Here is a 24,482-nt window from a genome sequence, read left to right as displayed (position 1 = left end):
GTGCAGGCCCGCTTCGCCATCGGCGACGCCTGCCGCGACGACGCCGCGGCGCTGGTGGCCGAGCTGTCCCGCCGCGGGCTGGCCGTCCATCTGCTCAGCGGCGACGGCGAAGGCCCGGTGGCCGGCCTGGCCGCCAAACTCGGCATCAAGCAGTGGCGCTCGCGCGCGACGCCGGAGGACAAGCTCGCCTACGTCGCCGCGCTGCAGGCCAAGGGCAGGCGGGTGCTGATGGTGGGAGACGGCGTCAACGACGCGCCGGTGCTGGCACGCGCCGACGTATCCATCGCCATGGGCGGCGGCACCGACGTCGCCCGCGCCAGCGGCGACATGGTGCTGATGGGCGACCGGCTGAGCCTGATCGCCGACTCTCTGCTTGTCAGCCGGCGCGCGCTGGCGGTGATCCGGCAGAACCTGATCTGGGCGGCCGGGTATAATGTCGTCGCGCTGCCGCTGGCGGTGCTGGGCCACGTCACGCCCTGGCTGGCCAGCCTGGGCATGGCACTGAGCTCGCTGCTGGTAGTCGGCAACGCGCTGCGTCTCGTCAAACGGAATCCCTGATGGAAAGCCTCTACCTGCTCATCCCGCTCAGCCTGGTGCTGGTCTTCGTGATCGGCGCCATTTTCTGGTGGGCCACCCGCTCCGGCCAGTTCGACGACATGCAAGGCCCCGCCCATCGCATCCTGATGGACGACGACGCCACTCACGAAGACGACAAGCCGCAGCATTGACGCGCCAAGCCCGGCACGCCATCCGGGTAAAATGCGCAAGTCCGAGCCATTTCCCTTTCAGGGAGATGGCCTTTTGCTGTAAAATGCCGCGCCTTCAAGCATTAGCCAATCATGATTTGGCGCGGCGGAAGGCATCCCTGACTGGACGGGCGCCGACACGCCGCCCATCGCTAGTCCAAGGGCCTCCGTGAATACCATCCAAGCACTGGCCGGCATGCTGCTTCTCGTCGCCGCCGCCTACCTGTTCTCGACCAACCGCCGCGCCGTCAACTGGCGCACCGTGCTGATCGGCCTCGCCATCCAGAACGGCCTGTTCCTGCTGATCAACTACGTGCCCGCCGTCCACCACGGCGTCTCCGCCTTCGGCGCCGGCTTCGCCAAGGTGCTGAGCTTCGCCGGCGACGGCGCGGGTTTCATCTTCGGCGATCTAGCCAAACCCAGCGGCAAACTGGGCTTCCTGTTCGCCTTCACCGTGCTGCCGGTGATCATCTTCTTCTCCGCCTTCAGCGCCCTGCTCTACCATTTCGGCATCCTGCAGCGCGTGGTCGCCGGCCTGGCCTGGGCGATGAAGCGCAGCATGGGCATCTCCGGCCCGGAAAGCGTGGTGGCCGCCGCCAACATCTTCCTCGGCCAGACCGAGGCGCCGCTGCTGGTCCGCCCCTACATCCGCCACATGACCCGCTCCGAGCTGGCCTGCATCATGATCGCCGGCATGTCCACGCTGTCCGGCGGCGTGCTGGCGGCCTACGTCGCCTTCCTCGGCGGATCGGACACGGCCGAACAGGCGCGCTTCGCCACCTATCTGCTGACCGCCTCCTGCATGAACGCGGCCGGGGCGGTGGTGTTCTGCAAGATCATGTTCCCGGAAACCACGCCCGAGGCGCTGTCCAGCAGCAAGCTGCAGTCGTCCAAGGAAAAGAGCGAGGGCAATTTCGTCAGCGCGGTGGTGACCGGCGCGCTGGACGGCATGAAGATGGCCGCCGCCGTCGCCACCATCCTGCTGGCCATCGTAGCCCTGATCGCGCTGGCCAACTTCCTGGTGAAGGACGGCCTGGGCGAGCTGCTGGGCGTCAACGCCGCCATCCAGGCGTCCACCCACGGCATGTTCGACGGCCTGACGCTGCAATACCTGGTGGGCCAGGTGTTCCGCGTGTTCGCCTTCCTGATGGGCATCGGCTGGAACGAGACGCTGGGCGTCGGCAGCCTGCTGGGCCAGAAGATCGTGCTCAACGAGTTCATCGCCTACATGGACCTGGCCAAGATGAAGGCCGCCGGCACACTGTCGGCGCCGACGGTGATGATCTCCACCTTCGCGCTGGCCAGCTTCTCCAACTTGTCGTCGGTGGGCATCTGCGTGGCCGGCATCGGCGCGCTGGCGCCGGAACGGCAGCAGGAACTGGCCCAGATCGGCATGCGCGCGCTGGCGGCATCCATCCTCACCGGCTTCATGACCGCCACCGCCAGCGGCCTGTGGCTGTCGCTGTTCTGATTTGAGCCGCGACTGACAGCGAGGCGGGAATCCGTTAGCATGCGGTTCCCGCCTTTTTCATAACCGGCCATCGTGAAAGCTGACTTCTCCTTCTTCGCCACCCGGCGCTTCCTGCCCTTGTTCGGCACCCAGTTTCTGGGGGCCTTCAACGACAATATGCTGAAAACCGCCATCGTGGTGCTGATCAGCTTCCATGGCCTGGAAATGATGGGCATGCCGCCGCAGCAGCTGGTCAATCTGGCCGCCGGCATCTTCATCCTGCCCTTCTTCCTGTTTTCCGCCAGCGCCGGCAAGCTGACCGAGCGCTACGACAAGGCGCGCATCGCGCGCATGATCAAGCTGGCCGAAATCGTCATCATGCTGGTGGCCGGCGCCGGCTTCCTGCTGAAATCCGCCGCCATCCTGCTGTCCGCGCTGTTCCTGATGGGCGTGCACTCGGCCTTCTTCGGCCCGCTGAAATACTCGGTGCTGCCGCAATACCTGAAAGAGCATGAGCTGGTGGGCGGCACCGGCCTGATCGAGATGGGCACCTTTCTCGCCATCCTGCTGGGCCAGCTCAGCGGCAGCCTGCTCACCCACAGCGGCGCGCTGCTGATCGTCGGCGCGCTGCTCTTGGTCGCCATCCTCGGCTACTTCAGCAGCGCCACCATGCCTTCGGTCGCGCCCGGCGCGCCGCACCTGAAGCTGTCGTGGAATTTCCTCGGAGACTCGGTGCGGCTGATCCGCGAAGCCTGGCGCATCCACGATGTGCGCTGCTCGATACTGGGCATTTCCTGGTTCTGGCTGATGGGCGCGGTCTACACCACCCAGCTGCCCACCTTCACCCGGCTGCACCTGGGCGGCGACGCCGATGTCTACACCCTGCTGCTGGCGCTGTTCTCCATCGGCATCGGCGCGGGCTCCATCGCCTGCGCCAAGCTGTCGCGCGGCAAGCTGCAGCTGGGCATCGTGCTGCTCGGCAGCGCCGGCATGACGGTGTTCGGCGGCGATCTGGCGCTAGGCGCGATGCCGTCCTACCACGGCCCGCTGGCCGCGCTGCCGGCGTTCCTGGCCAAGGCCGGCAGCTGGCGCGCCATCGTGGACGTGACGCTGCTGGGCTTCTTCGGCGGCTTCTTCACCGTGCCGCTGTACACCTGGCTGCAGACCGGCAGCCCGGACGCCTTCCGCTCGCAGGCCGTAGCAGCCAACAACATCATCAACGGCTTCTACATGGTGGCCGCCGCCATCGGCAGCGCGCTGATGCTGAAATGGTACGACAGCATCTCCATGCTGCTGCTGGCCGTGGCCGCGCTCAACATCCTGGCCACCGCCCACCTGGCCTGGCGCGCGCCGGTGATCTGGCGCGAGCGCTTCAGCTGGGCGCGCGCGCTGCTGAAGCGAGGATGAAAAACGGGGCTTTCGCCCCGTTTTTCATTGCATTCCGCCTCAAGTCAGGCGGGCCGCCGCGTCGCGCAGCGCGGTGCGCAGGCCTTCTTCTATCACCGGATGGTAGAACGGCATGTCCAGCATCTGCGCGATGGTCAGCCCCTGCTGATGGCTCCAGGCCAGCAGGTGGGCCAGGTTCTCGGCGCGCGGGCCTATCATCTCCGCGCCCAGGAATCGGCCGGTCGCCTTGTCGGCGTACACGTGCAACAGGCCCTTGTTGATACCCATCACCCGGCTGCGGCCCTGGTCTTCGAAGCTGATCTCGCCGGTGACGAAGCTGCCCATCTGCAGATCGGCGAAGCGGCTGCCCACCATCATCATCTGCGGATCGGAGAACACCACCGCGATGGTGGAGCGGCGCAGGCCGGCGGATACCGCCGGGTAGGCGGCGGCGTTGGCGCCGGCCGTCTTGCCCTCGTCGGCCGCTTCGTGCAGCAACGGCAGGATGTTGTTGGCGTCACCGGCGATGAATACCGGGGAATCTCCGCACTGCAGCGTCTTGGCGTCGAACAGCGGCACGCCGCCGGCATCCAGCCTCAGACTGGTGTTTTCCAGTCCCAGGCCGCGGACATTGGGCGCGCGGCCGGTGGCCGCCAGCACGTAATCGAAACGCTCCTCTACCTCTTCGCCGTCCAGATTGACATAGCGGATGCGCGCGGCGTCAGCGTCGCAGGCCATTTCCAGCACCTTGGCGTCCGGGTCCAGATAGAACTGTTCGGACAATGCCTGGCGGGCGTATTCGCGCACCGCCGGATCGCTCAGCGGCCCCACGCCGCCTCGGGCACCGAACACCTTAACCCTCACGCCCAGCCGCGCCAGCGCCTGGCCCAGCTCCAAACCGATCACGCCGGGGCCGAACACCGCCACGCTTTGCGGCAGCGTGTCCCAGTCGAACACGTCGTCGTTGACGATCAGCCGGTCGCCGAAAGCCTTGAACGGCGCGGGAATGGCCGGCGACGAGCCGGTGGCGATCACCACCCGCTTGGCCTGGACGATGGTGTGGTCATCGACTTGAAGCGTGGTGTTGTCGACGAAATGGGCATAGCCAGGCAGCTTGTCCTCAGCCGGAATGCCATCCACGCTGCGCACCACGAAGCCGACGAAACGGTCGCGTTCGCTCTTGACGCGGGCCATCACCTCGCGGCCGTCGATGCGGACTTCGCCATCCACATGCACGCCGAACAGTTCGGTATGGCTCGCGTGATGGGCGGCCTCGGCCGCGGCGATAAGCAGCTTGGACGGCATGCAGCCGACCCGGGCGCAAGTGGTGCCGTAAGGGCCGCCCTCTATGATCAGGGCAGAGGCGCCGCCGGCCTTGGCGGCGCGGTAGGCGGCAAGGCCGGCTGTGCCGGCGCCGATGACGGCTACGTCGATGTGGATGGTTTTCATGGTTCTTATCCTCTATCTGGCGGGGATGCGGCGCGGCACGCTGCGCATGGCGAGCATGCCGTCCCGCATCCCGGCTGGAAAAAACGGCCGGCAGGAGTACCGGCCCAAGCCATCCGGCGGCGTCAGGGCCCGAAGCCGCCGGAGTCGAACGTCTTATTTGGCGAAGCGCTTTTCCACTTCGTCGGCGGAGCCGATCAGCTCGCCGTTGATGAACACCTGCGGAGCGGTCATCGCGCCGGACACCGCGCCCAGCACCTTGCCGCGGATCTTGTTGTCCAGCGGGACTTCGACGAAGTCGTAGCCGTTTTCGGCCAGCACGGCCTTGGCGCGGGCGCAGTGCGGGCAGCCAACCTTGGTGAACACCACGACCTGGTCAGGCTTCTTGGCGGCCGGGTTGATGTAGTTCAGCATGGTGTCGGCGTCGGACACTTTGAACGGATCGCCCGGCTCTTGCGGCTCGACGAACATCTTGTCCACCACGCCGTCCTTGACCAGCATCGAGTAGCGCCAGCTGCGCTTGCCGAAGCCCAGGTCCTGCTTGTCCACCAGCATGCCCATGCCTTCGGTGAAGTCGCCGTTGCCGTCCGGGATCATCACGATGTTCTGCGCTTCCTGGTCCTTAGCCCATTCGTTCATCACGAAGGTGTCGTTGACCGACACGCACAGGATGGCGTCCACGCCGTTGGCGAAGAAGGACGGCGCCAGTTCGTTGAAGCGCGGCAGGTGGGTGGACGAGCAGGTCGGGGTGAACGCGCCCGGCAGCGAGAACAGGGCGACGGTCTTGCCGTCGAACAGCTCGGCGGTGGTGACATTCTTCCACTCGTTGTTTTCACGGATGCGGAAAGTGACGTTCGGTACGCGTTGGCCTTCACGATTTTGCAGCATGGCTATCTCCTTGAGGGTTGACTGCGGTTGTTAGCTATCGATGGGTGCATTCTGATAGCCAAGGCAAAATTCGTCTAATTGATTGTCACAAGACTTTTGATTGTCTTTTTCAATGCCCATCTCCGCCGCTGGGCAGCCCGCCCGCAGCGACGCTAAAATGGCGGCATCCGGCAACACCCAGCCTCAACAGCCATGCATATCACCGGCCTGCACCACGTCGCCATCATCGCGTCCGACTACGCGCGCTCGCGCGACTTCTACTGCCGCGCGCTCGGTTTTAAAGTCATCGCCGAGAACTGGCGCGAGGAAAGACTGTCCTGGAAGTTGGACCTGGCGCTGCCGGGCGGCGGCCAGATCGAACTGTTCAGCTTCCCCTCCCCGCCGCCCCGTCCCAGCCGGCCGGAAGCCTGCGGCCTGCGCCACCTGGCGCTAGCCTGCGACGACGCGGAAGCGATGCGCGGCCATCTGCAAGACCAAGGCGTGAGCGTGGAAGGCATCAGGGTGGACGAATACACCGGCGCGAGTTTTTTCTTCTGCGCCGATCCGGACGGCTTGCCGATCGAGTTCTACCAGGCCGCGCCGACGGCCTGAAAACGCGGGCCATGAAAGCGAGCGCTCCGCGCCGCGGCCTGTCATATTGAAATAAGCATTGAGCGCGCGGGACGCCCCGCCGCCGCCGCGCCGCCAGTCGGCGCGGAGACCCCAACAGACGGAACGCAAATGAAAGCTTTGACCACCCCCATCCGCCTGGCGGGCCTGACCCTGGCCCTGGGCGCCGCCCTGCCTGCGCTGGCCGGCCCCGACGACGCCCTGCTCGCCGCCCGCGACGCCTTCCGCGCCAACGATCTGGCCAAACTGGCCAGCCTGGGCGACAAGCTGCCCGACAATTACCCGCTGAAGGACTATCCGGAATACTGGCAAACCTGGAAGGCGCTGGACCGCAACGACGACGCCCAGGTGCTGCGCTTCCTGGCCCGGACGCCGGAAGGCCTGATGCCGGAACGGATACGCAATGAATGGGTGAAGAAACTGGGCCTGCGCGAAGACTGGGCCGCCTTCGCCAATGAATGGAAAAAGCTGCCGCCCGAAGGCCGCGATGAGGAATCGAGCTGCTACGGCGAGCTGCTGCAAATGCGCCAGGGGCAAAAACCGGGCAATCTGGACCGGTTCCTGGAAGGCAAGCCGGCGCCGGATGGCTGCAACCGGCTGATAGACATGGCCTATGCCCGCGGCGCGCTAAGCCAGGACTGGCTGTGGCGCCGCGCCCGCCTGCTGCTGGCCGGCAACTACCTCACCCAGGCACGCCAGCTGGCCAGCGACACCCAGTTGCCGCTGGACAACGCCGCGCTCAACAAGCCCTCTCTCGCCAGCCCGGACACCCCGGGCGGCCAGGAAGCCATCCTCTACGACACCGTGCGCAAGGGCAAGACCGATCTGAACGGCGCGGCGGCGATGCTGTCCCGCGTGGAAAGCCAACTGACGCCCGACCGCGCCGGCTTCGGCTGGGGCCAGCTGGCGCTGCTGTCCGCCCGCAAGCAGCAGGCCGGCCAGGCGCTGCAATGGTTTGAAAAAGCCGACCCGCGCCAGTTGACCACTGACCAATGGGAATGGTGGGCGCGCTCGGCGCTGCGGCTGGAGCAATGGAGCCAGCTGGACGGCGTCATCCGCCGCATGCCTCAGGAGCTGGCCGCCAAGCCTGCCTGGCGCTACTGGCTGGCCCGCTCGCTGAAGCAGCAAGGCAAGCCGGCCGAAGCAGCTCCGCTGTTCAGCCAGGCCAGCGTCGGCCACAACTATTACGCGCTGCTGTCGCTGGAAGAGCTGGGCAACAGCCTATCCGCGTCCGCCAGCAAAACCGGCCCGAGCAGCGACGACGTCGCCCGGATGAAGGCCGACCCGGCCGTTCGCCGCTCTCTGGCGCTGCTCAGCGTCGCCGAAATCTACACCAAGCCGGAGTTCCGCACCGACGCGCAGCGCGAATGGCGCTGGGCGATGCGCGGCCGCAACGATATGGAGCTGCTGGCCGCCGCCGAGATCGCGCGCAAGGAAAACTTCTACGACATGGCGATCTACAGCGCCGAGCGCACCAAGGAAGAACACGATTTCTCGCTGCGTTACCTGACGCCCTACCGCGAAGTCACGCAGAAATACGCGCGCCAGCTGGATATCGACGACGCCTGGGTTTACGGCCTGATCCGCCAGGAAAGCCGCTTCATCACCATGGCCCGCTCCGGCGTCGGCGCTTCCGGCCTGATGCAGCTGATGCCGGCCACCGCCAAGTGGGCGGCCAAGAAGATCGGCCTCACCCACTTCGCGGTCAACGACATCGACACCAATGTCCAGCTCGGCACCTGGTATCTGCGCTACGTGCTGGACAACCTGTCCGGCAACCAAGTGATGGCCACCGCCGCCTACAACGCCGGCCCCGGCCGCGCCCGCAACTGGCAGGCCGACCGCGCGCTGGACGGCACCATCTACGCCGAAACCATTCCCTTCAGCGAGACGCGCGATTACGTGCAGAAGGTGATGGCCAACGCCGCCTACTACTCCAGCACCTTCGGCCATGCCAACATCTCCCTGAGAAACCGCATGGGAATCGTGCCGGCGCGCTGAGGAAAACGACATGACCTCGCAGAGAATTTGCCTGATAGGCGGCAGCGGCTTCATCGGCCGCCATCTCGCCGCCCAGTTGGCCAGCCGCGGCCACCGGCTCACCATCGCCAGCCGCCGCGCCCCGCCGCCCGGTTTCCGCGTGCTGCCGTCGGCCGAGCTGGTTTCGGTCGACATCCACGACCCAGCCCAGCTGGCCATGCTGGTCGATGGCCACGACGCGGTGGTCAGCATGGCGGGCATCCTGCACGGCAGCCGGGCACAGTTTGAAAAAGCCCACGCCCAGCTGCCGGAAAAGATCGTCGCCGCCTGCCGGCGGCAGAACGTGCGTCGGCTGCTGCACATCAGCGCCTTGGGCGCTGCCCAGGACGCGCCCAGCGACTATCAGCAGACCAAGGCGCTGGGCGAGCTGGCGGTGGAATCCAGCGGACTAAACTGGACCATATTGCGCCCGTCTGTCGTGTTCGGCCGCGACGACGCCTTTCTCAATATGTTCGCCGACCTGCAAAAGATGCTGCCGGTGCTGCCGCTGGCCGGCGCCGGGTGCAAAATGGCGCCGGTATGGGTGGACGACGTCGCCCGCGCCGCGTGCGAATGCCTGGCGCGCAAGGAAACCGTGGGCAAGAAACTGGATCTGGCCGGCCCTGAGATCCATACCCTGGCCGATCTGGCCCGGCTGGCCGGCCGCGCCAGCGGCCATCCCCGCCCGGTAGTCGGCCTGCCAGACAGCCTGGCCATGCTGCAGGCGGCGCTGATGGAATGGCTGCCGGGCCCGACGCTGATGAGCCGCGACAATGTGCGCTCGCTGCAATGGGACAACGTCAGCGACCAGCCTTTCCCGTCCAGCCTGCTGGGCTTCGAGCCCGCCGCGCTGTCGGCGCTGGCGCCTGATTGGCTGGCCGGCCGCGGCCGCAACGCTACCGCGTCACGCTACCGCGCGAAGGCGGCGCGCTGAGATGGAAATCTACATCGTCGGCGGCGCCGTGCGCGACCGCTTGCTGAACCTCCCGGTCAAGGACCGGGATTGGGTGGTGGTGGGCGCCACCCCGGATGACATGCTGGCGCAGGGCTACCGCCCGGTGGGCAAGGACTTCCCGGTGTTCCTGCACCCGGAAACCCATGAGGAATACGCGCTGGCCCGCACCGAGCGCAAGGTGGCCAGGGGCTACCACGGCTTCACCTTCCACACCTCGCCCGATGTGACGCTGGAAGAGGATCTAGCCCGGCGCGACCTGACCATCAACGCCATCGCCGAGGCGGCCGACGGCAGCCTGACCGACCCGTACGGCGGCCAGGAAGACCTGAAGGCGCGCCTGCTGCGCCACGTCAGCCCGGCCTTCGCCGAAGACCCGGTGCGCATCCTGCGGCTGGCGCGCTTCGCCGCCCGCTTCGACTTCGCGGTCGCGCCGGAAACCATGGCGCTGATGCGGCAGATGGTGGACGACGGCGAGGCGGACGCGCTGGTCGCTGAGCGGGTGTGGCAGGAGCTGGCCAAGGGGCTGATGGAAGACAAGCCGTCGCGAATGTTCCTGACGCTGCGCGAGTGCGGCGCGCTGGCGCGCATCCTGCCCGAGGTGGACGCGCTGTTCGGGGTGCCGCAACGCGCCGACTATCACCCCGAGATAGATTGCGGCGACCACGTGATGCGGGTGCTGGACTACGCCGCGGCGGCCGGCCAGCCGCTGGCGGTGCGCTTCGCCGCGCTGGGCCACGACTTGGGCAAGGCGCTGACGCCGGCCGACGTGCTTCCGCGCCACATCGGCCACGAGGAAGGCGGCATCGCGCCGCTGTCCGAGCTGTGCCGCCGGCTCCGCGTGCCCAACGACTGCCGCGACCTCGCCCACATCACCGTGGTGCATCACACCAAGGTCCACCGGGCGCTGGAGCTGAAACCGGAAACGGTGCTGCGCATGCTCAAGGACTGCGACGCGCTGCGCCGGCCAGAACGTTTCCTGCTGATGCTGGACGCCTGCCTGGCCGATGCCCGCGGCCGGCTGAGCTTTGAAAACGCGGCCTACCCGCAAAAGGACTACCTGCGCGCGCAACTGGCTGCTACGCTGCAAATTGATGCCGGCGCCATAGCCGCCGGCTGCGCCGACAAGGCCTCCATCCCGGCCACGATAGACGCCGCGCGCATCGCCGTCATCTCCAAATGCAAGGAGGAATGGGAGGAGGACTGATGGACACTGACTATCGCCTTCCCGCCACGCTGATGCGCGGCGGCACCAGCAAGGGCCTGTTCATCCGGGCCGACGCGCTGCCCGACGACACCGAGCAATGGCAAAGCTTGCTGTTGCGCGCGATCGGCAGTCCCGATCCTTACGGCCGGCAAACCGATGGCCTGGGCAACGGCACCACCCGCTCCAGCAAGGTGGTGATCGTCAGCCCTTCCCGCCGCGACGATTGCGACGTGGACGCGCTGTTCGGCCACGTGTTCACCGACGAGGCGCGGATAGACTGGTCCGGCAATTGCGGCAACCTTGCCGCCGCCGTGCCGCTGTTCGCGGTGATGGAAAAATTGGCCCGGCCGGAAGACGGCGTCGCCACCATCGCCATCTGGCAAGCCAATGTCGGCAAACGCATCCTGGCCGAACTGGAAATATTCGAAGGCCAGGCCGTCTGGCAGGGCGACTTCCTCATCGACGGCGTCGCCTTCCCCGGCGCGCCAATCCGGCTGCGCTATCTGGATCCGGCCGGCGACTGCAGCGAGATGTTCCCCACCGGCCTGCTGATGGACAAATTGAAGCTGCCCGACGGCAGCCAGGTGGACGCCACGCTGATAGACGCCGGCAACCCCACCCTGTTCGTCCGCGCCCGCGACTTCGGCCTGAAGGGCCGCGAAACCGCCGCCGAGATCGATCCCGCCATCATGCGCCGGCTGGAGATGGCGCGCGCCGCCGCCACGGTGGCCATCGGCTTGGCCGATGACATCTTCGCCGCCGGACGCGAATATCCGGCCACGCCCAAGATCAGCTTCCTGTCGCAAGACGGCGATCCGGACTGCGCGCTGCACGCCCGCGCGCTGTCGATGGGCAAGCTGCATCCCGCCTATCCCGGCACCGACGCCATCGCCCTCGCCTGCGCCTGCGCGACCGAGGGCACGCTGCCGGCCGAACTGGCCGGCGGACCCGTGCGCGGCATGCCGCTGACCTTCAGCCACCCCAGCGGCCGGCTGACTTTGGAAGCCGTGCTGGGCCTGGATTCGCTGGGCTGGAAAGTGGACGAGGTGGTGCTGACCCGCACCGCGCGTCCGCTGATGCGCGGCGAGGTGTTCATCCCGCTGGACTGAGCTGTCCTGCCGGCCGGACATGAAAGCAAGCGGAGCGCGGCCGATGCCGCGTCAGGCCGGCTTTTCCTGCTGCCTCACCCGCTCGAACAGGCAGATCGTCGCCGCCATCGCCACATTCAACGACTCCGCGTGGCCGGGCATCGGGATGCGGATGCGCGCGTCCGCCAGCGCCAGCAGCGCGTCGCTGACGCCCGCTCCCTCGTTGCCGAACACGAAGGCCACCGGCCCGGTCAGGTCATGACCGTACAAGGAGCTGGAACCCTCCAGATGCGTGACCAGCCGGCGTCCGCCGAAGCGGCGCAGCTCATCGGCGAGGTCGGCGTGCTCATGTATGCGCAGCGCGAAATGCGCGCCCATGCCAGCGCGCAGCACCTTGGGAGAGAACACGTCCACACAGCCCTTGGACAGGAAAACGTCGTACACGCCGGCCGCGGCGGCCGTGCGCAGGATGGTACCTAGATTGCCCGGGTCCTGGATGTCTTCCAGCAACACCCGGGCGGCTGCCGCCGGCGGCTGCTCCGGGCTCGGCCGCGGGCTCAGCGCCAGCAGCTCGCCGGCGCTGGACAGCGCTGTCACCTTGGCCATCACCGCTTCAGGCATCGCGATCACCGCGCACCCGGCGGGCAAGCCAGCCAGCAGCCTCTGCACTTCCGGCTTGCCGGCCATCGCCTCGTTCAGATAGACCCGCGACAAGATGCCGCCCGCCTGCAGACAGGATTCGGCCAGGTGGATGCCCTCCAACACCATCACGCCTTCCTTGCGGCGGTCGCGGCTGTGCTGGACCAATCTGGCCAGCGCCTTGACTTCGTCGTTGTGGGGAGACGTGATGGTCTTGGAGATGTGATGCATGTCGATTCTGCCGATGCGGCGCTAAGCGAAGGGGCAGAGTTTACCCGCCCCCGCGCCTTCTTGCATCAATGCTGGGCCAGTCGGCTGATCAGATCCTTGAAGCGATGGTAGGTAGCGTCGTCTATCGCGCGGCCGGTGCGCGCGTTGTCGACATAAAACACGCCGCCGAGCCTGTGTCCGCCGAACAAGGTCATCAGCGCGAATTCGCCGTCGCCGATGTGCTGGAAGAATTCGTCCTCATAACGCCGGCTCAGCTGCTGGCGGACATCGGACGGCGCGTGGAAGCTTTGCGGCTTGCCGGTGAACACGCCGAAGAAGCTGCCCGGCTCCAGCTCCACCTGGAGCTTGCGCAGCGGGTTGTCCGCCTCCACGCCTACCTGATAGCGCAGCTTCAACGCGTGCAGATCGTGCTCGTAATGGTAATACAGCACGCGTTCGAACTTGAGATCGTTGGCCAGAAAGCGTATCGACTCCCGAATCGCATTCTCAAGCTGGTCGGCGTCGGACAGCGCCTGAGCCTTCTTCATTTCCGGCTTCTTGCCGTTATCGGTCAGCAGCAGCAGCGCGCGCGCCGGGAAGGTATAGCCGACCACATGCGGACGCTTAGCCACCTTTAGCGCGGCATGCACCACGGCGTTGTAAGCCATCTCCGGCATGCAATTGATCATCTTGGCCGCGGTGTCCACCCCCACCAGCCAGGTGCTGCGCGCGATGCCATGATCCAGCGAGTTCGCCGTGGCAATGGCCAGCTTCAGCAACTGGCGCCGCTTGTTGGGCACGCCCGGCCCCAACAGCGTGTTGAATCCGCTCGGCAGCGGCATGTGCTTCACGAAGGATTGCAGGATCTTGCCGTAATCGGCGTTGAACGCCTCGGACATCTCCTGCAGCAGCGGCTTGTCCGGCAAGCGGTTGCGCTGAATCATGTAGATGCAGGCCGGCAGGTTGTACAGCAGCGCGGAGACGAAGCAGTCCTCTACTTTCAAATCGCCCATGATGGACAGCCACTCCTTGACGATCAGGGCCGCCACCCGGCTGCGCGCCATCCAGTCGCCAACCGCTTCGTAAACATCCGCGTCCAACTTGCCCTCGGCGGCGTCCAGCGGCTCGATGCGATTGAAACGCACCACCACCGCCTCCAACCCCATCAGCAGCAGCGTCTGCTCCACCGCGGGGATGCTCTCGTTGCGCTGCAGCGCGCGCGAATTGCCCACCACCCGGAACAGATCCAGCAGCAGAAAAGGATCGGACAGGCACAGATTGGCCAGGTCGGTGAAATTGATCAGATCGCTGTGGCGGGCGCAAGCGTCGCGCAGCTCCAACAACGTGTCGGGCAGAATCGGCCACCGCCGTTCCGCGATGGTCTTGGTCCAGTTATCGAGGTCCATTTGGATGGTGCCAGATCAATAGTTCTTTTTGCAAAGGGCCGTCGAGAGGAATGCATTCGTCCGGTTCGATGCCGGGCACGGAAAAGGTGTTGCTGATGAGCAGGCTGTCGGCCCGGCCCTCGGCAACGAACTTGCTCCAGACCCTAGGCATGGGCTCCGGCGACAAGAACACGTAAATCGCGTCATACCCCCCCCAATCCTCGCTCCAAAAATTGCGGCAGGCAAACACCAGTCGGACTGGCCGCCCTGCCCGCCACCAACGCAAACGGGCCAGCAGCCAGCTACCCAGAGCATTCTCCAATGCCAGCATGCGCAGGTCCGGCCGGCGAAGCGTCAATTGCAGGGCCAGCCGGCCATCGCCGCAGCCGGCCTCGAGCAAAGACACGCCGCCGGCCAGCCGCTCCGCCAGCCGTTCCGCCACCGCGGCCGCGGAACGGTAAAGCGGCACCCGCTCCACCAGCGCGTTGCGCCCCAGAGCCAGCGTCAGCAGCAACGCCGCCAGGTACCAGCCCGGCGCGACGCCAGCCAGGCTGGCCAGCGCCACCGCAGGCATGAACAATCCATGCGCGAGGCGCTGCCAGCCCGGCAAGCGCAAGGCGACGGCGCACAAGCCCGCCAACAGCCCCTGCAGCGCGGCCCAAGGCAACAAATGCAAAGCCGGCGCGATGAAAATCCAAGCGCCGACGCAGGCGAGCAATTGAAGCAGCGGATGGCGCAGCCGCCTCATGCGCTCAGGGCTCGTTCGGCTGCGGAGCCGCTTCGCCGCCTTGCTGCGGCCCGCCTATCACTTCCTGATTCATCTGCGGCTTGAACCCGTCGTTGAGTATCGACGACTCGGCGTCCTTGTTCAGCACCACGATGGTGATGCGGCGGTTCTCAGGGCTGAATACATCGCTCTTGATCAGCGGATTGGCGGACGACAAGCCCACCACGCGCAGGATCTTGTTCTCGGAGAGGCCGCCGGCCACCAGCTCGCGGCGGGCGGTGTTGGCCCGGTCGGCCGACAGCTCCCAGTTGCTGTAGCCGCCTTGTCCGCCGGCGAAAGGCTTGGCGTCGGTGTGGCCGGAAATGCTGATCCTGTTGGGCAGCTGGTTCAGTTCCGAAGCCAGTTGCTGCAGCAGCACCCGGGTATGCGGCAGCATGCGCGAGCTGCCGGAATCGAACATCGGCCGGTTCTGCTCGTCGACGATCTGGATTTTCAGCCCTTCCGGCGTCATTTCCAGCTTCAGCTGGTTCTTGTACTGCTTGAACAGATCGCTCTGGTCTATGGTCTGCTGGATTTTCTGCTGCAGTTGGTTCAGGCTGGCCTGCTCCTTCTGCTTCTGCATGATCTCTTCCTGCTTGGAGCCGGCCTTGTTGACCTGGCCGGCCTGCTTGGTCAGATCGTTGCCACCGCCCTTGATCACCGAGGTGGCGTCGCCCGCGCCCGCCCCGCCGGACATGGCGACTTTCAGCGGCGTCTTGAAGTATTCGGAAATCCCGCTCAAGGTGCCTTGCGACGCGGACCCCAGCAGCCACATCAACAGGAAGAACGCCATCATCGCCGTCACGAAGTCGGCATAGGCGATTTTCCAGGCGCCGCCGTGATGGCCGTGCCCCCCCTTCTTGATTTTCTTGACGATTATCGGTCGTTGCGATTCATCGGCCATTTCTGTCCCCTGCCCGGCTTATTTCTTCTGCTTGACGTGATCTTCCAGTTCCTTGAACGACGGGCGGTCCATCGAGGACAGCGCCTTGCGGCCGAACTCCACCGCCACCTGCGGAGCGTAGCCGTTCAGACTGGCCAGCAACGTGACTTTGATCGTCTGATAGACGCGGGTGCCCTCGGCCAGCTTGTGCTCAAGAATGGTGCCCAGCGGGCCGACGAAGCCGTAGGCGAGCAAAATACCGAGGAAGGTGCCCACCAGCGCGTGCGCGATCAGCATGCCGAGTTCGGACGGCGGCGCGCCCACTGATTCCATCGTGTGCACCACGCCCATCACCGCGGCCACGATACCGAAAGCCGGCAGGCCGTCGGCCAGGCCCTTGACCGCCGACACAGGCACCTCGCCCTCGTGGTGGTGGGTTTCGATCTCGACGTCCATCAGGTTCTCGATCTCGAAGGCGTTGAGGTTGCCGCCAACCATCAGCCGCAGGTAGTCGCAAATGAACTCGACCACATGGTGGTCATGCATGACGGTGGGGTACTTGGAGAAAACCGGGCTGGATTCGGGATTTTCAACGTCGGCTTCGATCGACATCAGGCCTTCCTTGCGCACCTTGGTCAGTATCTCGAACAGCAAGGAAAACAGATCCATGTAGAAAGCCTTGCCGTAGGAACTGCCCTTGAATACGGTGGGAAGCGCCTTGGTGGTGGCCTTCAGCGGCGCGCCGCCATTGGCGACGACGAAAGCGCCAATGGCCGCGCCGGCGATCATCACGACCTCCAGCGGTTGCATCAGCGCGGCGACATGTCCCCCCGCAGCGATGAAGCCCCCAAGCACCGAGCCCAGAATGATGAGATACCCGATTGCGACGAACATGCGCCAAGTCCTGTATTTGTTTTATTGCCTCATGCCGTTATTTGTATTACAGCATGCCTTTTTGCAATTCATTATAGAAATAATAGAAAAAGCGGGTGGAATTGTATCAACCCGCTTCATTCCCTGCAAAAAAGGCGGGGGCGAGGCCGCCCCCACACCAGCATAGCCGGCGCTAGGCCAGTCCGCGCGCCTTCAGCGCCTGCTCGAACTCGGCCAGGCAACGCGCCGCCACCCCCAGCATTTCATCCACTTCGGCTCGCGTCATCACCAGCGGCGGCGAACATACGATATGGTCGCCGCAAGCGCGCATGATCAGGTTGTTGCGGAAGAAGATGTCGCGGCATAGCGTGCCGACCTCGCCGAAATCAGGGAACAGCTCGCGCTTCGCCTTGTTCTTCACCAGCGTGAAGGCCTGGATCAGGCCGACGCCGCGCACGTCGTCCACGTGCTCGAACTGACTGAAGGTCTCGCGCCAACGCTTCTGCATGTAAGGACCGATGTCGTCCTTGACGCGCTGGACGATGCCCTCGTCTCGCAGCGCCACCACATTGGCGTGCGCCACCGCGGCGCAGACCGGATGGCCGGAATAGGTGAAGCCGTGGTTGAAGTCGCCGCCGGCGATCAGGCCTTCCGCCACGCGCTTGCCGACGAACACCGCGCCGATCGGCAAGTAGCCCGACGACAAGCCCTTGGCCGCGGTGAACAGGTCAGGCTGGAAGCCGAAATGCTGATGGCCGAACCATTCGCCGGTGCGGCCGAAACCGCAGATCACTTCATCCGCCACAATCAACACATCGTGCTTGCGGCAGATGCGCTCGATTTCCGGCCAGTAGGTGGCTGGCGGTATGATCACCCCGCCAGCGCCCTGGATGGGTTCGGCGACAAAAGCGGCCACCTTGTCGGCGCCGATCTCCTGGATCTTCTCGTCCAGCCAGCGCGCGGCCACCACGCCGAATTCGTCCGGCGTCATGTCCTTGCCGTGCTTGTACCACCACGGCTGCTCGATATGGGCCATGCCCGGAATCGGCAGATCGCCCTGCTCATGCATGTACTTCATGCCTCCCAGACTGGCGCCGCCGATGGTGGAGCCGTGATAGCCGTTCCAACGGCCGATCAGCGTCTTCTTCTCCGGCTTGCCCTGCACGTCCCAGTAGCGGCGCACCATGCGGATCATGGTGTCCACCGACTCGGAGCCGGAGTTGGTGTAAAACACGTGGTCGAAGCCGGCTGGCGTCACTTCGGCCAGCAGGCGGGACAGTTCGACCACCGCCGGATGCGTGGTCTTGAAGAAGGTGTTGTAGAACGGCAGCTCTTCCATCTGGCGGCGCGCCACCTCGGAGAAATCCTTGCGGCCGTAGCCGACGTTCACACACCATAGGCCGGCCATGCCGTCGATGATCTTGTTGCCGTCCGAATCCCACAGATAGATGCCTTCTCCGCGCGTCATCACGCGCGCGCCCGCCTGGTTCAGCGATGCGGTATCGGTAAACGGATGCAGGTGATGGGCGGCATCCAGTTCGCGCCATTGGCTGGTCGTACGTTGCTTCTGCATAACACTTCCTTCCAGTTTTCTCCGACGGGGCGGGCCCTTGCCCGCCCCTCCTGCGCCTGCGGCGTCGTTCTATTCGTTTGTCCTGTCTGTTCCGCGATTCTAACCTTGCGCGGATGATCCGCGCATCACACGTGCAGCAGCAGGAACTTGCGCTCCCACGGACTGATCACGCGGAAATACTCGGCGAACTCCTTTTCCTTCATCGCCACGTACATCTTGACGAAGCGCGGCCCCAGCACCTCGGCGATCTCGCTGCAGCCGGCCAGCTGCAGCAGCGATTCTTCCGAGCTGTTAGGGAATTGGTAAGGCAGTTCGTAGGCGTCAGTCTGTCTGGGCTCGGTCGGCCGCAGCTTGTTCACCATGCCCAGGTAGCCGCAGGCCAACGTGGCGGCGATGGCGATGTAGGGATTGACGTCCACGCCCGGCACCCGGTTTTCGATGCGGCGCGCGGCCGGCGACGAGTGCGGGATGCGCAGGCCCACGGTGCGGTTGTCGTAACCCCATTCGACATTGGTCGGCGCCGCGGTGTAGCGAGACAAACGACGGAATGAGTTCACGTAGGGAGCGAACAGCGGCATGGTCTGCGGCACGTATTTCTGCAGGCCGGCGATGAAGTGGAAGAAGATGTCGGACGGGCTGCCGTCCTCGTTGGTGAACACGTTGCGGCCGGTGTTCTTGTCCACCAGGCTCTGGTGGATGTGCATGGCGCTGCCAGGCTCGTTCTCCATCGGCTTGGCCATGAAGGTGGCGTACATATTATGACGGAACGCAGCCTCGCGCACGGTGCGCTTGAACAGGAATACCTGGTCGGCCAAGTCCAGCGGGTTGCCATGCAGGAAGTTGATTTCCATCTGCGCGGTGCCGATCTCATGGATCAGCGTGTCCACTTCCAGATTCTGCGCGTGGCAGTAATCGTAGATGTCCTCGAACAACGGGTCGAACTCGTTGACCGCGTCGATCGAATAGGAACGGCGGCCGAACTCCGCCCGGCCGGTGCGGCCGATCGGCGCGGCCAGCGGGATGTCGGGGTCGGGATTCGGCGACAGCAGGTAGAACTCCATCTCCGGAGCCAGCACCGGCTCCAGACCCATCTCGTCGAACAGGCCCAGCACGCGCTTGAGCACATTGCGCGGCGCCACGTCGACCGGGCTGCCGTCGGCGCGGCAGCAGTCGTAAATCAGCTGGGCCGTCGGGTCCACCGCCCACGGCACGTAGCGCAGCGTGTTCGGATCGGGCTCCAGCACCATGTCGGGATCGGTCAGGTCCAGCAGGCTGTCGTCTGGATAGTCGCCGGTCACGGTCTGGATTAGCACCGCCTCGGGCAGGCGCATTTCCGGATCGGAAACGAACTTGTCCTTGGGCACGATCTTTCCACGGGCGATGCCGGTCATGTCCGGCACGATGCATTCCACTTCGGTGATGCGGTGCTCTCGCAACCACTCGTTGATCTGGTGATTCATAACGCTTCCTCTATGGTCTCCCCGGCCGCTGGGCTGCGGCTCTGGATCGGGAGGTGCTACTTTATGAGTCATCGAGACTCGCGCCGGGTTCCTCGTCCGGCGCGTATGGGATTCATCCCTTGCGGCTTTCCCTCCTCATCCGGCAAGCCTCGCCGAAGGCATGGAAGATGGCCTGGGACAACGGATTGTCCCAGTACAGCCATTCTGGGTGCCATTGCACGGCGAAGGCGAAGCCTTTGGAGTTGCGCACGCGGTAGGCCTCCACCAGTCCGTCCTCGGCGTGCGCCTCGGCGATCAGACTGGGCGCCAGCCGCTTGATGCCCTGCTGGTGCAGAGAATTGACCATCGCCTCGCGCGCGCCGGACCATTCCGCGAGCAAACCGCCTTCGACGAAATCCACCCGGTGCGCCGGCGCGTACATCGCGGCGATGTCGTCGCCCTCCGCCTCGCGGTGGTCGCGCAGACCCGGCTCTTCCTGCACGTGTTGGTGCAGCTCTCCGCCCAGCGCGACGTTGATCTCCTGGAAACCGCGGCAGATGCCCAGCAGCGGCACGCCCTCCTCCAGCGCCAGGCGGATCAAAGGCAGCGTGGTGGCGTCGCGGCGCGGATCGTGCAGCGTGCCCGTGCGGCTGGCCGGCCCGCCGTAATGGCGAGGCTCCACATTGGACGGCGAGCCCGGCAGCAGCACGCCGTCCAGCGTCGCCAGCGTGGCGCGCAACAGCGCGTCGTCCCCCAGCGACGGAATCAACACCGGCAGGCCGCCCGCTCCGCCGGCCGCGGCGGCGATGTATTTGTCGCCCACCGCGTGAAACGGCAGCAGGCCGATCATTTTCAGATCACACGGGATGCCTATCATTGCTTGCGACATGGCTTGCTGCGCTCCTATCAGCTTGCGGCCTTGATGGCCTCTATCGGATCGACGTAAGCGTGGCCCAGGTCCCGCGCCACCGCCTGGTAGGTGACCCGTCCGCGGCAGACGTTAAGTCCGTTGCGCAGGTGGGCGTTGTCCAGCAGCGCCTGGCGCCAACCCTTGTTGGCCAGCTCCAGCGTGTACGGCAGCGTGGCGTTGGTCAACGCCTGGGTGGAGGTGCGGGCGACGCCGCCCGGCATATTGGCCACGCAGTAGTGGACGATGCCGTCCACGGTGTAGATCGGGTCCTGGTGGGTGGTGGCCCGGCTGGTCTCGAAACAGCCGCCCTGGTCTATCGCCACGTCCACCAGCACCGCGCCCGGCTTCATCGTCTTCAGCATCGCGCGCGTCACCAGCTTGGGCGCGGCCGCGCCGGGAATCAGCACCGCGCCGATCACCAGATCGGCGTCGCGGATGCTGTCGTCGATGTTGGCGCCGTTGGACATCAGAGTCTTGATGCGGCCGCCGAACACCATGTCTATCTCTTTGAGCCGGGCCAGCGATTTATCGAGGATGGCGACGTCGGCGCCTGCGCCCATCGCCATCCGCGCGGCATTCAGCCCCACCACCCCGCCGCCTATCACCACCACCTTGGCCGGCGCCACGCCGGGCACGCCGCCCAGCAGCACGCCGCGGCCGCCCTGCGCCTTTTCCAGCGCGTGCGCTCCGGCCTGGATCGCCATCCGGCCGGCCACTTCGGACATCGGCGCCAGCAGCGGCAGGCCGCCGCGCTCGTCGGTGACGGTTTCGTAGGCGATGGCCACCGAGTCGGACTCGATCAGCAGCTTGGTCTGCTCCGGGTCCGGCGCCAAGTGCAGATAAGTGAAAAGAATCTGGCCCGGGCGCAGCAGCCGGCATTCCACCGGCTGCGGCTCCTTGACCTTGACGATCATGTCGGCGCGCTCGAACACCTCTTCCGCGTTGGAAGCGATGGATGCGCCGGCCTGGATGTATTGCTCGTCGGTAAAGCCGATCGCGAGACCCGCGTGGGTCTGCACCAGTACCTTGTGCCCGTTCGCCACCAGCTCGCGGACACCGGACGGGGTCAGACCCACGCGGTACTCATGGTTTTTGATTTCCTTCGGAACGCCGATCAACATAGTCGTCTCCAACTGGTTTTTGCCCTGTACAGGCAGACAAACGCCGTTTAAGAAAATTCACATCGCGCTTGCCCTTTCAACTTGATTCTGACTATAAAATCTGGCCGTTGCAAAGATATTCGATTTTGCGACGCAGCAAGCACATTTGCCTTCTATCGCGCTACAATGCCGCAGTTGTCTAAAATTATTAACATACTGATGGAGCAGGAAGAATGGATGTCGGCGCACGCTTGAGAATGGTCAGAACGCGGTTCGGATTGTCGCAAAGAGAGCTGGCCAAACGCGCGGGCGTCACCAACGGCACCATCTCTCTGATCGAACAGAACCGGGTAAGCCCTTCGGTCAGTTCCCTCAAGAAGGTGCTGGAAGGATTGCCGATCACCCTGGCAGAATTCTTCACTTTCGACGCCGAGCCGGCGCAGCCGCGCGTGTTCTACCAGGCGGACGAGCTGCCCAACCTCGGCAACGACGACATCAATCTGATGCTGGTGGGCACCGCCCACGACAAGCGCGACATCGCCATCCTGCGCGAACGCTACGTGCCCGGCGCCGACACCGGTCCGGACATGCTGGAGCACGAAGGCCAGGAAGGCGGCGTGATCATCCGCGGCAGCATAGAAGTGACGGTGGGGAGCGAGAGCCGGGTGCTGGGCCCGGGCGACGCCTACTACTTCGACAGCAAGCTGCCGCATCGCTTCCGCAATGTCGGCGACGACATTTGCGAGGTGGTGAGCGCCAGTTCGCCGCCCACATTCTAAACAGAGGGGAAACGTCTTGAAGCTGGCTTACACCATTATTTACGTGCCGGACGTGCCGGCTTCGCTGCGCTTCTTCGAATCCGCCTTCGGCTTCAAGCGCAAATTCCTGCACGAATCCGAAACCTACGGCGAGCTGGACACCGGCGAAACCACGCTGTCCTTCGCCCAGCATGAGCTGGCCGCCGGCAATCTCCCCGACGGCCACGTCCGCGCCGACGAATCCGCCAAACCGCTGGGAATGGAGATCGGCTTGGTCACCGGCGATGTGGCAGCCGCCCACGCGAAGGCGCTGGCCCACGGCGCGGTCGAGCTGTCGCCGCCGAAAACAAAACCCTGGGGACAAACCGTGTCCTACGTGCGCGCGCCCGACGGCGCGCTGATCGAACTTTGCAGTCCCGTTTCAGCCTGAAAGCTTAATTCCGCTCAACAACATCACTCGACGAGGAGAGCAGCATGGCCCGCAGTCACGCCGAATGGAAGCAACTTGCAGCAGAACTGAAGATTGAAGGCCGCGCCTTCATAAATGGCGAATACCGCGCCGCCGCCGAGGACAAGCGCTTCGATTGCGTCAACCCAGCCAACGGCGCCAAGCTGGCCGAGATCGCCCACTGCGGCGAAGCCGACGTGGAAGCCGCTGTCAAGGCCGCCCGCCGCGCGTTCGAATCCGGCGTCTGGTCCGAACTCGCGCCGCTCAAGCGCGCCGCCGTGCTCAAGCGCTTCGCCGCGCTGATTCGCGAGCACGCCGACGAGCTGTCGTTGCTGGAGACGCTGGACGCCGGCAAACCCATCGGCGACACCACAGCCGTCGACGTGCCGGCCTCCGCCTACTGCGTGGAATGGTTCGCCGAGGCGATAGACAAGGTGGGGGGCGAAGTGGTGCCGGTCGATCCCAAACTGGTCGGTCTGGTGACCCGCGAGCCGATAGGCGTGGTGGCCGCGGTGGTGCCGTGGAACTTTCCCATCCTGATGGCGAGCTGGAAATTCGGCCCGGCGCTGGCCGCCGGCAACGCCGTCATCGTCAAGCCGTCGGAGAAATCGCCGCTGACCGCGATCCGCGTCGCCGCGCTGGCCAAACAGGCCGGCATCCCGGACGGCATCTTCCAAGTGCTGCCCGGCGCCGGCGACGTCGGTCGCCTGCTGGCGCTGCACATGGACGTCGACTGCGTCGCCTTCACCGGCTCCACCAATGTGGGCAAGCTGATCGCCGGCTACGCCGCCCAGTCCAATCTGAAGCGGGCGTGGCTGGAGCTGGGCGGCAAGTCGCCCAACATCATCCTGCCGGACTGCCCGGACCTGGCCCGCGCCGCGCGTTCCGCCGCCAGCGGCATCTTCTACAATATGGGCGAGGTCTGCACCGCCGGCTCCCGCGTGCTGGTGCACAAGGACATCAAGGAGCGCTTCCTCGAGGAGTTCAAGAAAGCCGCCGCCGGCTTCTTCCCCGGAGATCCGCTCGATCCGGCCACCAGCATGGGGGCCATCGTCGACGAGATCCAGTACCGTAAGGTGTTGAACTACATCGACAAGGGTCTGAGCGAAGGCGCCAACCTGCTGTTGGGCGGCAAGGCCGTGCACACCGACAAGGGCCTGTTCATCGAGCCCACCGCCTTCGACTGCCCGAGCGACGATCTGACCATCTGCCGCGAGGAGATCTTCGGACCAGTGCTGTCGGTGATCACCTTCAGCGAGCTGGACGATGCCATCCGCATCGCCAACGACACCGCCTACGGTCTGGCTGCCGCGGTGTGGACCTCCAACGTCAGCACCGCCCACCAGGTGTCGCGCCGCCTGCGCGCCGGCACCGTGTGGGTGAACTGCTATGACGAGGGCGGCGACATGAACTTCCCCTTCGGCGGCTACAAGCAATCCGGCAACGGCCGCGACAAATCGCTGCACGCGCTGGAGAAATACACCGAGCTGAAGAGCACGCTGATCAAGCTGTAATCCTTCGCGCCGGCCGGGTTCCGTCCCGGCCGGCGGCCTGTCCCGCCCGCGCCGGATGGCGCCCTCTCCAAGCCGGCCGCATCCCATCGCAGAGCATCCATCTCGCCCGCTTTTCCGCTTAGCCCATCCCAAAGCCGCCGCGCCTGGCTCGACAAGCGCCCTTGCCGCCTCCAGCCGGGGGTAGCAGCCGCCG

At 65.4% G+C, this 24,482-nt stretch carries 23 protein-coding genes; 12 read left to right on the top strand and 11 right to left on the bottom strand.

Annotated elements, in window-relative coordinates; translation table 11 throughout:
* The 4 genes from LQR33_RS17095 to LQR33_RS17080 form a co-directional block, all read left to right on the top strand.
* On the top strand, positions 1-558 hold a 558-nt coding region (locus LQR33_RS17095; RefSeq protein ID WP_231469834.1), incomplete at its 5' end, for an HAD-IC family P-type ATPase.
* Positions 558-728 carry a cbb3-type cytochrome oxidase assembly protein CcoS gene (ccoS, locus tag LQR33_RS17090; protein WP_046156363.1) on the top strand — a complete coding sequence of 57 codons (171 nt, stop codon included), beginning with the start codon at positions 558-560 and terminating at the stop codon, positions 726-728. The genes LQR33_RS17095 and ccoS, both read left to right, overlap by 1 nt.
* Positions 729-915: 187 nt before the next feature.
* Positions 916-2,217 (top strand): NupC/NupG family nucleoside CNT transporter, encoded by a 1,302-nt coding sequence (locus LQR33_RS17085; RefSeq protein WP_166440796.1) that lies wholly within the window; start codon positions 916-918, stop codon positions 2,215-2,217.
* A 72-nt stretch (positions 2,218-2,289) separates the two neighbouring features.
* Positions 2,290-3,603, top strand: a complete 1,314-nt coding sequence (locus tag LQR33_RS17080; RefSeq protein ID WP_221666358.1) for an MFS transporter — start codon at positions 2,290-2,292, stop codon at positions 3,601-3,603.
* A 39-nt stretch (positions 3,604-3,642) separates the two neighbouring features.
* Here LQR33_RS17080 and LQR33_RS17075 read toward each other — a convergent pair whose 3' ends face one another.
* Positions 3,643-5,031 (bottom strand): dihydrolipoyl dehydrogenase, encoded by a 1,389-nt coding sequence (locus LQR33_RS17075; protein ID WP_221666359.1) that lies wholly within the window; start codon positions 5,029-5,031, stop codon positions 3,643-3,645.
* Positions 5,032-5,184: 153 nt separating this feature from the next.
* The gene (locus tag LQR33_RS17070; RefSeq protein ID WP_221668792.1) at positions 5,185-5,916 is read right to left on the bottom strand and encodes a redoxin family protein; all 732 of its coding nucleotides are present in this window, start codon (positions 5,914-5,916) and stop codon (positions 5,185-5,187) included.
* 192 nt (positions 5,917-6,108) lie between these two features.
* Between LQR33_RS17070 and gloA2 the strand changes: the two genes are divergently transcribed.
* The 5 genes from gloA2 to LQR33_RS17045 all read left to right on the top strand — a co-directional run bounded on the left by gloA2 (position 6,109) and on the right by LQR33_RS17045 (position 11,812).
* On the top strand, positions 6,109-6,507 hold the full coding sequence (gloA2, locus tag LQR33_RS17065; protein ID WP_231177946.1) for an SMU1112c/YaeR family gloxylase I-like metalloprotein: 399 nt from the start codon (positions 6,109-6,111) through the stop codon (positions 6,505-6,507).
* A 129-nt stretch (positions 6,508-6,636) separates the two neighbouring features.
* Positions 6,637-8,526 (top strand): lytic transglycosylase domain-containing protein, encoded by a 1,890-nt coding sequence (locus LQR33_RS17060; RefSeq protein ID WP_166440801.1) that lies wholly within the window; start codon positions 6,637-6,639, stop codon positions 8,524-8,526.
* Between the two features lie 10 nt (positions 8,527-8,536).
* The gene (locus LQR33_RS17055; protein ID WP_221667864.1) at positions 8,537-9,478 is read left to right on the top strand and encodes a complex I NDUFA9 subunit family protein; all 942 of its coding nucleotides are present in this window, start codon (positions 8,537-8,539) and stop codon (positions 9,476-9,478) included.
* 1 nt (position 9,479) lies between these two features.
* Positions 9,480-10,703 carry a multifunctional CCA addition/repair protein gene (locus tag LQR33_RS17050; RefSeq protein WP_221666362.1) on the top strand — a complete coding sequence of 408 codons (1,224 nt, stop codon included), beginning with the start codon at positions 9,480-9,482 and terminating at the stop codon, positions 10,701-10,703.
* The gene (locus LQR33_RS17045; RefSeq protein ID WP_046156372.1) at positions 10,703-11,812 is read left to right on the top strand and encodes a 2-methylaconitate cis-trans isomerase PrpF family protein; all 1,110 of its coding nucleotides are present in this window, start codon (positions 10,703-10,705) and stop codon (positions 11,810-11,812) included. The genes LQR33_RS17050 and LQR33_RS17045 overlap by 1 nt, the downstream gene beginning before the upstream one ends.
* A gap of 51 nt (positions 11,813-11,863) precedes the next feature.
* On the opposite strand, the gene LQR33_RS17040 is transcribed toward LQR33_RS17045, so the two are convergent.
* The 9 genes from LQR33_RS17040 to ald all read right to left on the bottom strand — a co-directional run bounded on the left by LQR33_RS17040 (position 11,864) and on the right by ald (position 21,590).
* Complete coding sequence (locus tag LQR33_RS17040; protein WP_231469832.1) at positions 11,864-12,661, bottom strand: TrmH family RNA methyltransferase; 798 nt, start codon at positions 12,659-12,661, stop codon at positions 11,864-11,866.
* A 65-nt stretch (positions 12,662-12,726) separates the two neighbouring features.
* Complete coding sequence (locus LQR33_RS17035; protein ID WP_166440805.1) at positions 12,727-14,046, bottom strand: HDOD domain-containing protein; 1,320 nt, start codon at positions 14,044-14,046, stop codon at positions 12,727-12,729.
* Positions 14,033-14,773 (bottom strand): class I SAM-dependent methyltransferase, encoded by a 741-nt coding sequence (locus LQR33_RS17030; RefSeq protein ID WP_231469830.1) that lies wholly within the window; start codon positions 14,771-14,773, stop codon positions 14,033-14,035. The genes LQR33_RS17035 and LQR33_RS17030 overlap by 14 nt, the downstream gene beginning before the upstream one ends.
* Before the next feature lie 4 nt (positions 14,774-14,777).
* Complete coding sequence (motB, locus tag LQR33_RS17025) at positions 14,778-15,695, bottom strand: flagellar motor protein MotB (protein ID WP_046167100.1); 918 nt, start codon at positions 15,693-15,695, stop codon at positions 14,778-14,780.
* Positions 15,696-15,713: 18 nt separating this feature from the next.
* Positions 15,714-16,568 (bottom strand): flagellar motor stator protein MotA, encoded by an 855-nt coding sequence (motA, locus tag LQR33_RS17020; RefSeq protein WP_021478067.1) that lies wholly within the window; start codon positions 16,566-16,568, stop codon positions 15,714-15,716.
* A 172-nt stretch (positions 16,569-16,740) separates the two neighbouring features.
* A complete protein-coding gene (locus tag LQR33_RS17015; protein ID WP_231469828.1) occupies positions 16,741-18,120 on the bottom strand; it encodes an aspartate aminotransferase family protein in 1,380 nt (459 codons plus the stop codon).
* Between the two features lie 125 nt (positions 18,121-18,245).
* Positions 18,246-19,580 (bottom strand): glutamine synthetase family protein, encoded by a 1,335-nt coding sequence (locus LQR33_RS17010; protein ID WP_021478069.1) that lies wholly within the window; start codon positions 19,578-19,580, stop codon positions 18,246-18,248.
* A gap of 112 nt (positions 19,581-19,692) precedes the next feature.
* Positions 19,693-20,448 carry a gamma-glutamyl-gamma-aminobutyrate hydrolase family protein gene (locus LQR33_RS17005; RefSeq protein WP_104946996.1) on the bottom strand — a complete coding sequence of 252 codons (756 nt, stop codon included), beginning with the start codon at positions 20,446-20,448 and terminating at the stop codon, positions 19,693-19,695.
* Between the two features lie 17 nt (positions 20,449-20,465).
* Positions 20,466-21,590, bottom strand: a complete 1,125-nt coding sequence (gene ald, locus LQR33_RS17000; RefSeq protein ID WP_221666364.1) for an alanine dehydrogenase — start codon at positions 21,588-21,590, stop codon at positions 20,466-20,468.
* A gap of 212 nt (positions 21,591-21,802) precedes the next feature.
* On the opposite strand from ald, the gene LQR33_RS16995 reads away from it, so the two are divergent.
* Genes LQR33_RS16995 through LQR33_RS16985 form a run of 3 tightly spaced genes read left to right on the top strand, consistent with a single transcriptional unit; the run spans position 21,803 to position 24,289 of the window.
* On the top strand, positions 21,803-22,348 hold the full coding sequence (locus tag LQR33_RS16995; RefSeq protein WP_166440809.1) for a cupin domain-containing protein: 546 nt from the start codon (positions 21,803-21,805) through the stop codon (positions 22,346-22,348).
* A gap of 16 nt (positions 22,349-22,364) precedes the next feature.
* The gene (locus LQR33_RS16990; protein ID WP_166440810.1) at positions 22,365-22,757 is read left to right on the top strand and encodes a VOC family protein; all 393 of its coding nucleotides are present in this window, start codon (positions 22,365-22,367) and stop codon (positions 22,755-22,757) included.
* Between the two features lie 44 nt (positions 22,758-22,801).
* Positions 22,802-24,289, top strand: a complete 1,488-nt coding sequence (locus tag LQR33_RS16985) for an aldehyde dehydrogenase (RefSeq protein WP_221666366.1) — start codon at positions 22,802-22,804, stop codon at positions 24,287-24,289.
* Positions 24,290-24,482: the final 193 nt, after the last annotated feature.

The sequence above is a fragment of the Chromobacterium piscinae genome, from assembly GCF_021129175.1.
Lineage (GTDB): Bacteria > Pseudomonadota > Gammaproteobacteria > Burkholderiales > Chromobacteriaceae > Chromobacterium > Chromobacterium piscinae.
This window is presented reverse-complemented; position numbering and strand designations above follow the sequence as displayed.